This is a genomic window from Bifidobacterium sp. WK012_4_13 (assembly GCF_041080835.1).
Lineage (GTDB): Bacteria > Actinomycetota > Actinomycetes > Actinomycetales > Bifidobacteriaceae > Bombiscardovia > Bombiscardovia fermentum.
Map to the genome: position 1 here is coordinate 373,376 of NZ_CP129683.1, position 12,817 is coordinate 386,192.

Below are 12,817 nucleotides of genomic sequence, written 5' to 3' on the forward strand. Positions count from 1 at the left end.
GCTCTAATCCAGTGCAGTAATCCCACAAACCGTGAAGTTGATGTACTTCGATGCCATGCCTATGTATTGGCCCGTATTGGGGTCGCGGATGGCTCCGCTTTCCGGATCCACGGTTCCACCCGTTTCCGGGTCTATCAGAGTGCCGTCGGATTCGGTGATCAATCCCGTATTGGCGTTCACCGTCGCACTTGCCGTCGATGTGGCGCTCGCGGTGCTGGAAGAGGACCCTGCGCTGCTTGCGCTGCTCGAACTACTGCTTGAAGAACTGCTCGAACTGCTGCCAGAAGAGCTTGAGGTGCTTGCCGTGGACTCCACCAACGGTTGCGCCGCCTTGAACTTAGCCCATACGCTCGAAGCCGAGCTTGCCCACACCACGCGATTCGAATCGGAGGGCGCAGTCGTGACGGGCACCGTCTGAGAATAGATATGCGATGTGGTCAGGTTCTGCAGACTCATGGCCAGACCGACAAGTCCGGTGGTGGTCGCCAGATTTTCGCTGAATTTCAGGGAACTGATCGCCGATTTCGCAAGCTTGTACAGCTGCGACGCATTCGAGAGCAGACTCTTTGACTGCGCGGTCGATACCAGTGCCTTGACCAGATACTGCTGACGTGTGGTTCGCATTATATCCGAGCCGTCGGTTCCGGTCCCATGCCTCATGCGCGCATATTGGGTTGCCTGGGTGCCTGTCAGATGCTGAAGGCCCTTGGAAAGGGTGAGATTCGTGTATGAATCCTTCGTGTCTTCGGGAATGCATACGTTCACGCCTCCGATGGAGTCGATCATGTCCTTCAGACCTGCGAAATCGACGACGATGAACGATGAGATGTCGAGTCCCGTCAGCGCGTTCACGGCAGTCATGGCGCAGTTGGCCGCCGATGCGATGTCACCTCCGTATGAATAGCCATATGCGAAGATCGAGTTGAACATGACGTTGTATCGTGCTGGCACCGTGCCCTTGGTCGTCGTGCAGCTGGGAGCGTCGACAAGGGAGTCACGAGGAATGGAGACAAGGTTGACATAGGAGCGGTCCGCGGAGATCTGCATCACCATCGCCGTATCCGACTGGTGGTCCTCCGCCCCATCGCTGCCACCGATGGCGGCGTTTTCAGAACCGGAGCGGGTATCCTGCCCAAGAATCAGAATGTTCAGGGTCTTTCCGGCATATTCGTCGAGCGTGGTCGCCGAGCTGCTTCCCTTGCTCGGGGAAAGGACGGGAACCGCAGCCGACTTCACGGAATTGTCGATGTCCAAGAAGCTTGCGGCTGCGAAAGTCGCCGAAAAGCCGAAGAACGCAAGCACTACGAGCGATATCACTGTGAGGATATGGTGATGGGTGACGAAGCCGATGCCATGCTTTGGTGCAGTTGCCATGAATCCACCGAGATTGGGAGGATTCGTACCAGTATGTTTCTTCAACGCCACGCTTGAGCCTTCCTGCCAGAACACAAGGTAATATCTTGATTCCCCTCACCACGTTGGTGCCATATTCCCTCATAAACTCTTAAATTGTAATTCATGCAGACCGCCCTTCTCTGAAAGCCGGCTGATAATTGTGAAATATATGTGTTCATCATGTGACACTATGCCTGCAAAACGCTTGAAATGGCGAGTTTATTACTAAATTTCGCGTTTTTAATTGACAAATGCTTGCTGACAAGTGTGTAATTTACTAGCAATGATTACATTCTCTGCCTGTGCGTTTTCATGCACCTAGGAGGTCAGCCATGTGGGATGGCATCGAAGACAACTCTCCGTCAGCATCGGCGAACCAACTTTGGGGACTGTTCGATAGCAGTGAGGATCTTTCCTGGCAGCATAGGGCACTGTGCGCGCAGACCGATCCAGAGGCCTTTTTCCCTGAGAAGGGTGGCTCGACGCGTGAGGCCAAAAGAATCTGCGCTCAATGTGAGGTCCGTGAACTCTGCCTCGAATGGGCGATTGCGCATGACGAGCGTTTCGGAATCTGGGGAGGCATGAGCGAGCGGGAAAGACGGCGCTATCACAAGGAACAGCAGGCCTGAGACTGGCGATTCGTTCGATGCAGGGGCAAGTCGCCTCCTGACTTCTTGCACCTATGCTTACACTGGTGGTATGAATTCAGTTGGTTTCACGACATCGGGCATTCAGCAGATACTTGCGGATGCCATGGCTCGGCATGCACAATCTCTTCGCACCGACGTGGCCGAGGATGTCGCCGCGGTAATCACTGTCGAGGAGGATCTGCGGTTCTTTGCACGAACCTTTGCAAGCGTCCTGAAGCAGAAGGTGCTTCCCAGCTGCATAGTCATCGCCGACTGCAGCGGCGACACGTCCACTCCGCTATATACGTCGTTTGAGGTTCTTGAGCCCAATGCCCGCCTGGGGGAGAGCTTTCCGAAAGTGCATACCGTCCAGGTCCAGCTCGTCCGCGCGAAGGGCGCCGTCTCCTTTTCCCACGCCGTCTCGCAGGCTTTGAGCTATGCCAGGCTTCCAGAGTCCGTTCGTGGGCTATGGCTTCTGCATGATGATTCCCGCCCGGAGAATCCACGATGTCTCGATGCCTTGCGAGAGGCATGGCACAATGCTCCCAAGGCATCGCTTATCGGAGCAAAGCATGTCGGCTGGGACGACCATGACCTTCACAACGTCGGCTACTATGCCGCGAGGCATCGCCTGGCGAGTCTCGCCGTCGACGGTGAACCGGACCAGGAACAGTATGATGCCCGTCAGGATGTATTTGCCGTTTCCCTGGCAGGCTCCCTGATGCCGCTGTCGACGCTGCATCGAACCGGGGGAGTCGATCACTGGTTCGGCACCTTCGGCGAATCGGCGGAGATATCCAGAAGAATCTGCCTGCATTCGGGAAGGGTGATCGTCGTTCCCCAGGCAGTCATCGCGCACCGTCGTGCACGATACGAGGGCATTCGCACCAAGAACGGTCTTCCTGCCGATTCGGACGCCATTCATAATCACTATCTGAGCGTGGCCGATGCTCGTTTGCGATATCGCATGACCGACAGCCGCATGGCACTGTGGCCGATGATCTGGGTATGGCTCGTCTTTCAGGGAGTTGCCGCGTTCGCTCAACGGCTTTTCAGAAAGCAGCCTTACGAGGCGATATGCGATCTTTGCACTCCGTGGAGGCTGTTCCTGTTCCTTCCGGGGGCGGTTGCGGCGCGAAGGCGACTCACAGGCGGTAAGACGGTTGCGCTCTCGTCAGTCGGGATGCTCGTCGCAGGAAGAAGCCAGCTGCGGCAATGGAAGGAAAGAAGCGAAGCCTTTGCCGAGCAGGGCCATGTAACGCTGCTCAGCCCTCTTGCAATAGCCCATCTGCACAGACAGCTGAGGATCAGGATGCTCTGGATCGTCATGCTGCTGGTGATCAGCACTGCGGCAGTCGTGGCATCCGAACACGACCTTGTCATGTCGCTCTTCACGGGAGGCGGAGCGGCATCGAACAGTCTGCTTCCATTCGACGCGAGCTGGACACAGCTATGGAACGCAGCAACGAGCAACTGGTCCTATGGCGCAGGGCTTGGAGTCTATGCATCGCCGACCCCGTTCCTTCTCGTCATTCTCGCATCCGACGTCCTGACCTTCGGACATGCCGGAACCGCTCTGCTGCTGATGATCCTTCTTGCCGCACCGTTAGGGGCAATGTCATTCTGGGCGCTTGCAGGCATCTTCACCCGTTCGAATGTGATCCGATTCGCGACGTCACTTCTCTGGGCAGCATCCACATGGCTTCTCGGCATATATGGCAACGGATCCGTCGCCCTTGCCGTCGCCATGATCTTTCTGCCAGCATCCTTCGCCTTCATTCTCAGAGCCGTTGGCATGTACAGGACCGAAATGCCCGAACGGCCGCATCCTTCCATTCAGTCAGCCGCCCTCGCCTCGCTATGCTTCATTCCCGTCACCCTTTCCGAACCACAGATGGTGCTTCCTCTGATCGCCGTGTTCGCTGGATTCCTGGTCATCGTTCGTTCGCATCGAACCATGCTTCTGCTCATTCCCATCCCATCCGCCCTGGCCCTGTCGCCTGTGCTTGTGAACACGGTTGAATTCCTTCAGGCCGGCGCCTGGCGTCAATTGTTCGGTGACATCCAGATCCCCGTATCCTCCATAGATGCCTCGCCACGTGCGTTGAATGCGTTGCAGATGATCCAGCGTGGATTCGCCATGCAGACGGTGCAGGGCACGCAGCTTGGTCTGCTGCAGGGAAGTGGCTTGACAGTCGCGCTGTGGGCAAGCTTCGCGGTCCTTCTCGTCCTGGGCATCAGCGCCCTTGCCTTGCCCTTCGCACTGCGACTCTCAAGGATGATGTGGATTCTGGCAGTGGCGGGGCTCATCATCTCGCTCGTGTCCGTTCGCATACGAATCGGAACGGATGCGGATGGCAGCGTCGCGGCCTCGCCGCTTCCCGGGCTTTCATTGGTGATTCTTGCCTTGCTCTCCTGCGTGTGCCTCATAGCGGGAACGGCGGTGCATCGATTCATCGAGCTGGCGCAGCGAGCCGACATTCCCGCAATAGGCAAGGGCTCGCAGCGCGGATTCGCTTCGATCGCGAAGGCAGGACGCGTCTCTCTTTCGGTCGTCCTCTTTGCATGCATCATGGTTTGGGGCGCATACGGTGCGCTGCTGGATTCTACGCGGAGTTCGGTGACGGCTTCCGGCTCAGGCCTTCCCATGGTTGCCCGGGACTACCTTGCACAGAAGTCTTCGCATCGCGTGATCGCGCTTTCTGCCGTTTCTGACAGCAGGATCGACTATTCGGTGATGAGGACGGGAAATGGGGACATCATTGACAGTTCTCCGGCAGCCCGCATCACCCAGAGCTTTGGAACGGCGGATTCCACGACCGAAACCATAGGACAGGCAGGGGCGGAATTGCTGTCGAACAGCGCCGACGATGCGATCGCCGAGCTGACGGGCCTGGGCATAGGTGGGATATATGTGCCGTTTACCGCGAATGTGAACAATCTCGGGACCGGGAGTGCGTCGTCGAGCAGCGAGAATGCGACTGATACCCTGATCTCCAACATAACGGCGAGCGCAGGGGTGCAGTCGGTCGTCAGCAACAGCGATGGCACATACTTCCGTCTGACGGGGCTGGATGCCTATCAGGGTGGAATCTCGACGAAGGGCGAACGCAGTGCGCTGCAGAATCCATTCAGGCATATGTGGCTGTGGTGTCTGGCGATTTGCCTGATTGTGTACTTCCTTGTCGCATTGCCACGACGCACGAGAAGCAGCCAGAGGTGAGAAGGATCATGAAGAAAAGCCATACGACCATCTCGTCCCAGCGACCCTCGGATTCACCCGTGACGGGCGCTGCCGCAGCGGTTCGGGAACCGTCTGCGGCCACGCCCCGCAGTAGAAGGATGATGAAGCTCGCTCTCGCCGTGGTCTCGGCCGCCGTCATTCTAGCGATGATGTTCGTGCTTGTCGCCATTGAGCCATCCCAAGGACCTGTCGATACCGGCAATGGTGGGTCGGCGCTGCAGACCCACACGGTGACGCAGCACACGATCACCGGTTATTGCCCTTCGAAGATGAGTCTGGCGGATTCGGGAAACTATGGCGATTCGCAGTTCCAGACCTCATCTGGAAATCTGGCCTCAGGCAGTTCCCATGCCGCCTTTGGCGCAGTGTATGACTCATCGATCACCGCTTTTCCAAACAGCGATGGGACTGCCGTTGCGACGCAGCTCGAAGACAAGGATCCGACCGACGATGCTGCGGTTTCCGTGGCACAGAGCGACGTGGACTCGCACTCGCTGCTGCAGAGCACGCAGCTGCTGGACACGAAGAATGGCGCAGGCGCCGCCTCCTCGGTGGTCTCTCATGCGACCACAGGCGATTTGAAGGGTCTGTCCGCGACATCCTGCGTGAGTCCCACGCTGTCTCAGTCATTTCTCCTGCCGTCTACGGATACCGGGTGGACTCAGCAGCTTGTGATGGCGAATCCGACGGATAAGGCCACCGCAGTCTCGATCAACGTGTGGGGCACGAGTGGCGCAGGCCAGCTCGCCCTGAAGACGGCAAGGACCGTCACCATCAGTGCCGGCAATGAGTCAGTCTACGATCTTGCTGCCGCTGCCCCTGAGCAGGATGGTCTGTTCGTCACCGTTTCCAGCAAGGACACCGCCGTTGCAGCCGTCGTCAAGGTCGTCGGTCTCAGCGGATTGAAGACTCTGGGTTCGGATTACGTGACGGCTGACGGAACAGCCTTGCAGAGCCTTGTTCTCCCCGGCGTAAGCAAGGGGCAGAGCGTCAGGCTGCTCGCATACGCGGGCCAGCGGAGCCGAATGAGTGTTTCCTGGGTGACCAAGGCCGGTCTCAAGGGAGCCAAGACCGTGACGCTTGATGCCCATCGCGTATCGGCGGTTGACCTGGGAGACGTGCCTGATGATGTGTCTGCAGTCTCCGTGACTGCCGACAACAAGATACATGCATCCGCGGTGACCACCGTCAGTGGTAGCGACGGCCAGCAGGATTTCGGCATCATCGCGGCTCAGAGCACTCCCAGATACAGTGCGATCGCCATTCCCAAGGATGTCGGTGGAACTCTGGCGATAGCCAATCAATCCACACAGAAGGCATCCGCCGTAATCGAATCCTATGACGCCGACGGGGCTCGTCTTGCGACGAAGACCGTTACCGTGGGATCCAATGCCGCATCGACGCTTCCACTCGACGATCTCGGGTCTGGTGTCGCTGCGATAACGGTCGAGCAGAAGTCCTCCGTCGATGACGCTCTCTCCTGGGATATCTCATTGACCGACTCGAGCCTGAGCAAGGCGAAGGTCGCCGCTTCCAGCTATCTGCAGCCGGTATCGTTGATGCTGCAGCATGCGAAGATCGCCGTCAACGAGACCGTTGGCGTGCTGCGCTGATCGTTCCCGCGAGCTGTGAGCATCCGTAAACACAGGCATACGTGAACACAAGTATCCATGAACTCAGGCATCCGTAAACGCGAGGGAAAGTGCAGACAGTCGAAAGGTCTGCCTGTGCATGTCCTTGATCCCTATTCACCGCAAGGCGAGGTTATATTCCCCATAATCCCCATTGCGGATCGATTTCTTCGGGCCTTCTTCCATAGAGCTCCGCGAGACGCGACACCATTTCATCTCGAATGAGGAGTTGGAGCTCGGTGTCGTCTTCCACCTGCATCTGCATGGGCATGCGATAGAGCACTATGCGCGCAGGTATGCCATGTCCCGCTGGGAAGGAGTTGGAAAGACTCCTGTAGTCGTCATCCCACGGCACAGGATCCGATGGCGGGACATCCTCGACGGCGAATTGGACGGGAGAGACCAGATTCGGCCACGCTTCGTTGAGACGCTTGATCTGTGAGGCAACGGCACTGTCGAAAATGCCCGACCTCGTTCTATATCGAGGCAGACGCGCCCCAAACATCGGCTTTCGCTGGCCTCGGCCATGTCGATCGCGGAAAACCTCTCGCGTCCAGGGATGCTGATCCATGCCTATCACCATAAGAGGGTGCGCCGACCAGATACGCCGACATGTGCACGCACTCGAAGGGGGAACTATGGTGTAAGCTCTCAGCATTGGATGACCGAAAGGAACGTTGCGATGGGCACAGAGATTGAGACAGCCGTGGAACAGGTTGAAATCGCAAGTTCCTGGAAGCAGCTTGACGTCACCGATATGAGCTCGCATGCGAAGGTCGTCGCCTTTGACTTGGATAACACGCTCGCACGGTCGAAGATGCGCATGACCGACCATATGGCTTCCCTCCTTTCCAGACTTACCAATGAGATCACCGTGGCCATCGTTTCCGGCGGCAGGTTCGAGCAGTTCCGCGATCAGGTGCTGGCGGCATTGGACGATTCGACGGATAAGTCCCATCTTCACCTCATGCCCACGAGCGGTACGCGCTATTATCGCTGGGAAAACGATGCATGGTCCTGCGTCTACGCGCATGATCTGAGCGAGGACGATCGCAGGAACGCCATCGAATCCCTCACGCGGCATGCGCATGAGCTGAATCTGTGGGAAGACAGGACCTGGGGACCGCAGATCGAAGACCGTGGCAGCCAGATCACCTTTTCCGCACTCGGCCAGCTCGCGCCGGTCGATGCAAAGGATGCCTGGGATCCGGACAATTCGCGAAAGAACGCCCTGGCGGCTGCAGTGCGCCTTGACCTGCCTCATCTGCAGGTGCGTTCCGGTGGCTCCACAAGCGTCGACATATCTGCGAAGGGCATCGACAAGGCGTATGCAGTTCGCAAACTCGGCGCCATTCTTGGCGTGGATGTTTCCGAAATGATCTTCGTCGGCGATCGCATGGATCCTCAGGGCAACGATTATCCTGCCGCACAGGCGGGGACCATGCCCGTCCGAGTCTCCAATCCGGATGAGACCGTCGAATTCGTCGATACGCTGCTGAGGACGCTTGACCGTTCCTGAACATCCATCATCTGCAAGCCGGCGCGGTCATCGCCCTGACATGTTCGGCCACATGCGGTCATGTTCGGCCACATGCGGCCACGTTCGACCACATTCACCCTCGATGATTACGATGCCATGCGGGGCTTGCTAGCGTTCAGACCATGACAGACCCAACCCATGCAGAGACCATCGTTGTCCGGCCCGATGCCGACCGACCCAATCCGACCTGGCGACTGGAGCGGAATCTGTCGGCAGCCACAGCCTCGAGGACGGCATCCTCATCGGAACTTCGCAGGTCCTATGCCCATTCGGCTCGATGTCTCTATCGAGAATTGATCGACATACTGGTTCCTCGTGGCTGCGCCGCCTGCGACCTTCCTGACTGCTCCATCTGCGAGACCTGTGCATCGGCATTCGGCAGAGGAGGATTTCGCGAACTTGCAGATGCCCTCATGAAAAGCTCATTCTCCTGCGCTTCCTATCAAGGCTCTGCCAGAGCCGCGATACTTTCATGGAAGAATCATCATGATGAGGAGCTCACGCCGTTTTTCGCCGACCGCATGGCGGAACTGGTCCATAGGTCATCGCTCGTGGAATGGTGCTATGACCACCGAGTGCATTCATTGCGAATCGTTCCGACACCATCATCTCCTTATGCGGCCATGCGGCGCGGACGCATGCATACCCTGAGTCTCGCCTATGCGGTCGCAGGCGAGTTGCAGCGACAGGGCATCGACGCACGGGCGCAATCGGCGTTGAACTTCAGCGCGCGAACGATCAAGGCGGTCCATGCCAGGGGAGCGCGAGGTCGGATGCGACGATTACACGGCAACGTCAGCGTACGCGCTGCGCACGGGCTGCACGGACGGCACATCGTTCTGGTCGACGATATCATGACGACGGGTTCGACCATCCGAGCATGCGCGAAGGCCCTGATAGAGCACGATGCACTCATCGTGACAGCGCTGACTCTGGCATCGACGCCTGTAGCCCATCCAGGTCCCGAGTCCCGGATCGATTGAGAAGCCTCCGATCCACCTGCAGATCATGCATGGGCGATGGGCATCTCATCCCATCTGGTCGTGCCACGAATGGAAAGCATGTTACGTCTCATCGTCCAGCTGGCACCGGTGTCGGCATCGTTGCGCCCCTTGCCTCGAATGCCGCCATAGCCGATGCCCACTCGTCTGGGCCCGAACCGGCGGGCGGCATCTTCAAGGACGGTGCCGATTCCATGCTCGTCACGCTGGGCGTCCATGCCTTCGAAAGTGCTGAAATGCCCGGAGTCGCTAAGATCAAGCAGCATGACCCCTGCACGAATGTAGGGCGCATGCTCGTCGATCCTGTTGCGCAGGGCCTCGCATGCCGCCTTGGCGACCACCATCGGACTGTCGCTCGGATCATCGAGTATGACCGAATTGCCGACGTGAGAATAATCCTTGGAGAATGGACTCGTCGAGCAGAATGCCGCCACGCTGCCGCATAGACTGCCCTGACGGTGCAGACGATGGCACGCCTGCTGTGCATAGACGCTCAAGGCCTGCGACAAGGTTGAGAAGCCCCTTACAGGCGATGAGAACATGCGTGAGCATAGAATCTGGGTGCTTCTGGCACCGTTGCTCGCATCGGATTCATCTTCGATGCATGGCGTGCCCCGCAGCTCCAGAACGGTGCGTTCGAGCAATACGGAAAAACGGTGCCGGATCAGCACAGGATCGGCTCTGCACAGGTCCAAGGCTGTGGTCATGCCCATGCCCATCAATTTCTTGGTAATGCGTCGGCCCACGCCCCAGACCTCGGATATGGGCACGCTACGCAGCACATCATCGCCAAACTCTCGTTCAATCGCAGTCCACAATGTCACGCCATGGGATGAAGGATGCTGCTTAGCCCAATGATTCGCTATCTTTGCCAAGGTTTTCGTCGGAGCGACGCCGATGCTGACGGCGATGCCCACACCACGAAGCACTGTCTCACGCATGCGCCTGCATGTCTCGTATGTCCGTTCGTCGTCCAGCGTGCCATGCAGAAAGCATTCGTCGATGGAATACACCTCTTGGTGCGAAAAGAAGCCTGACATGACATGCATCATTCGGTGCGAAAGACTCGCATAGAGCTCATAGTTGGAGCTTCTTGCAAGAACGCCATCATGCGCCGCCTGCCCGCGAATCTTGAACCACGGCGTTCCGTTGACGATGCCCATCTGCTTGGCTGCCGCACTGCGGGACACCACGCAGCCATCGTTGTTGGACAGGACCACCAGGGGTCGTCCGGCAAGGCTGGGATTGAAAACCGTCTCGCATGACGCGAAGAAGTTATTGGCATCGGCCAGAATGATGGCATTGCGATGCATGGAGGTCTTGTCGGACATGGCATCTGCCCTGGAAGACGGGACGTCGGAAAAATTCACAGTCTCCATGGATCATGCGCCCCAGCCTGATTTCGGATACCTCTGCGGATCTTGACGCAGCTGCCCGTCGAGGCGCGGAATCGAAGCTTGGGGGAGACCATTGCGAGAGCGGTCGTCTCTCGCATCGTTGACACGCTGCGGTGAGGGAATTCCAATGCGCGGGACGTTCCTGGCATTTCGTCGCGATGCAGCGTCGTGCTGGCTGTGGAAGTTGCCCGTGACCACGCCCCAGATGCTGAGGCTTTCATCGTCACTGGGAATGAAGTCAGGATACCGGGAATTCTCAGGATGAAGAATCGGCGTCGTCCCATGCACAAGCAGACGCTTGACGGTGAGCTCGTCATCGAGGATCGCGACGACGATATCGTTGGCGGCAGGGGATATGGACCTATCTACGATCAGAAGGTCGCCATCAAAGATTCCGGCACCTTCCATGGAGTCGCCGGCAACATGAAGTATGAAGGTCGTGTCTGGGTTCGTGATGACATTTTCATCGAAGCTGAAATCGCCGGCGAAATAGTCCTGCGCCACCGAAGGAAATCCCGCACGCACCGCTTCCAATGCCATGGGTACCGGTCTTGGACTTATCGCCGCCTGAAAGACATCGGTGACACGAATATGCGTCTGATCCGCACATTCATCGCATTCATCGCTTATGAGCTCGCCATGCGACGTTTCATGCGACGTCTGTGTATGCATGTCCACGGTTCCTCCAGTTCACAGTGTCTCTAGTTCACAGTGTCTAATCGATGCGACAAGATCTGATCGATTCATACTTCGAACATATGTTCGAATATCATTATGACTGATGAAAGGGACATATGCAACCGCGTGCATCGATTCCGCAAGCATGTCAGGCGGGCACGCCCGACTCCGCCCATTCCCCGGATGTGTCAGCGCAGGCTTGCGGCAAGCTCGAACAGGTGTTCGAATCGACTATGCTTCGGCATCGTGATATTGGGGAAGCACTATCTCGAAATCCGCTCCGCGCGTATCATCGACGACGCTTACCGAACCGCCATGCAGCTTTGCCGCCCAGCGTGCTATGGAAAGTCCAAGGCCCGTGCCTCCAGATTCGGTTCCTGGACCGGCCTTGCCTTTGACGAAGCGTCTGAAGATGTCCGAACGCGCCTCCTGAGGTATCTGGGATCCATAGTTCACGACATTGGTGACCACACTTGCAGGATTGATCTCGACATGTCCCTCTATGAGTACGGTCGTACCATCCGCGGAATGCTTCAGCGCATTCGAGATGATGTTCGTGAACAGCTGGCGAAGCCTGTCCTGATCTCCCTCCATCTGTATGTCATGGGGGACGTCCACCTCGATCTGATGGGCATGTCCGGCATCGGCTATCTCAAGCGGCTCTATCGTTTCGTCAATGAAGTCGGCAAAGTCGAAGGTCGATATTTCAAGGCTTGAGGCACCCGCCTCCATGCGTGACAGATCGAGAAGAAAGGCAATGAGATCCGAAAGGCGATGCGTCTGATTGAGAATGCTCTCAAGATTGGCGGGAGTCGGCTCGACGACATGGTCAGCCAGATTCTCTATCATCGCCTGCAATGCAGAGACCGGAGTCCGCAGCTCGTGGCTGACGTTGGCGACCATGTCGAGCCTCATCTGATCGGCATGCTGCAATTCCGCTGCCATGACGTTGAACGAGCGTGCCAGTTGCCCTATCTCATCATGGCTCAACGTCGCGGATTGCACACGGACGGTGTAGTCGCCGTCAGACATGGCCTCCGCCGCATCGCGCATCTGTCGCAGCGGTGCCGTGAGCCCGCGTGAAAACACATAGGTGATGCCCAGGGCCACGATCAGGGTGAGCGGCATGGCTATCCAACCGTTGAGTCCGACTTTGAGCAGGAACCAGGCCATGACGAATGCAATGGCGGTGGAAATGGTGATAAGAACGCTCAGCTCACCCTTGAGCGAAGACAGAAAGCCGATGGGCCTGTCAGGCATTCGCTGGGTCTTGCCACGCGATTCGCCTCTGTCATGTGAACC

General features: G+C 57.7%; 10 protein-coding genes. 5 read left to right on the forward strand and 5 right to left on the reverse strand.

Features of this window, described 5'->3' with window-relative positions; all coding sequences use genetic code 11:
• Positions 1-3: 3 nt before the first annotated feature.
• Positions 4-1,374 carry an LCP family protein gene (locus tag QN062_RS01475; RefSeq protein ID WP_369341861.1) on the reverse strand — a complete coding sequence of 457 codons (1,371 nt, stop codon included), beginning with the start codon at positions 1,372-1,374 and terminating at the stop codon, positions 4-6.
• Positions 1,375-1,727: 353 nt separating this feature from the next.
• On the opposite strand from QN062_RS01475, the gene QN062_RS01480 reads away from it, so the two are divergent.
• From QN062_RS01480 to QN062_RS01490, 3 genes are all read left to right on the forward strand, one after another.
• Positions 1,728-2,024, forward strand: a complete 297-nt coding sequence (locus QN062_RS01480) for a WhiB family transcriptional regulator (RefSeq protein WP_369341862.1) — start codon at positions 1,728-1,730, stop codon at positions 2,022-2,024.
• A gap of 70 nt (positions 2,025-2,094) precedes the next feature.
• Complete coding sequence (locus tag QN062_RS01485; protein WP_369341863.1) at positions 2,095-5,247, forward strand: glycosyltransferase family 2 protein; 3,153 nt, start codon at positions 2,095-2,097, stop codon at positions 5,245-5,247.
• Between the two features lie 8 nt (positions 5,248-5,255).
• Positions 5,256-6,881 carry a DUF5719 family protein gene (locus QN062_RS01490; RefSeq protein ID WP_369341864.1) on the forward strand — a complete coding sequence of 542 codons (1,626 nt, stop codon included), beginning with the start codon at positions 5,256-5,258 and terminating at the stop codon, positions 6,879-6,881.
• A gap of 151 nt (positions 6,882-7,032) precedes the next feature.
• On the opposite strand, the gene QN062_RS01495 is transcribed toward QN062_RS01490, so the two are convergent.
• On the reverse strand, positions 7,033-7,470 hold the full coding sequence (locus tag QN062_RS01495; protein WP_369341865.1) for a metallopeptidase family protein: 438 nt from the start codon (positions 7,468-7,470) through the stop codon (positions 7,033-7,035).
• A 111-nt stretch (positions 7,471-7,581) separates the two neighbouring features.
• Between QN062_RS01495 and QN062_RS01500 the strand changes: the two genes are divergently transcribed.
• Both QN062_RS01500 and QN062_RS01505 read left to right on the forward strand, forming a co-directional pair.
• Positions 7,582-8,418, forward strand: a complete 837-nt coding sequence (locus QN062_RS01500) for an HAD-IIB family hydrolase (RefSeq protein ID WP_369341866.1) — start codon at positions 7,582-7,584, stop codon at positions 8,416-8,418.
• Positions 8,419-8,561: 143 nt separating this feature from the next.
• A complete protein-coding gene (locus QN062_RS01505) occupies positions 8,562-9,422 on the forward strand; it encodes a ComF family protein (RefSeq protein ID WP_369341867.1) in 861 nt (286 codons plus the stop codon).
• 23 nt (positions 9,423-9,445) lie between these two features.
• On the opposite strand, the gene QN062_RS01510 is transcribed toward QN062_RS01505, so the two are convergent.
• From QN062_RS01510 to QN062_RS01520, 3 genes are all read right to left on the reverse strand, one after another.
• On the reverse strand, positions 9,446-10,771 hold the full coding sequence (locus QN062_RS01510; protein ID WP_369341868.1) for a DUF4113 domain-containing protein: 1,326 nt from the start codon (positions 10,769-10,771) through the stop codon (positions 9,446-9,448).
• A gap of 51 nt (positions 10,772-10,822) precedes the next feature.
• On the reverse strand, positions 10,823-11,509 hold the full coding sequence (locus QN062_RS01515; RefSeq protein ID WP_369341869.1) for a LexA family protein: 687 nt from the start codon (positions 11,507-11,509) through the stop codon (positions 10,823-10,825).
• Between the two features lie 237 nt (positions 11,510-11,746).
• Positions 11,747-12,775 (reverse strand): sensor histidine kinase, encoded by a 1,029-nt coding sequence (locus QN062_RS01520; RefSeq protein WP_369342499.1) that lies wholly within the window; start codon positions 12,773-12,775, stop codon positions 11,747-11,749.
• Positions 12,776-12,817 lie beyond the last annotated feature (42 nt).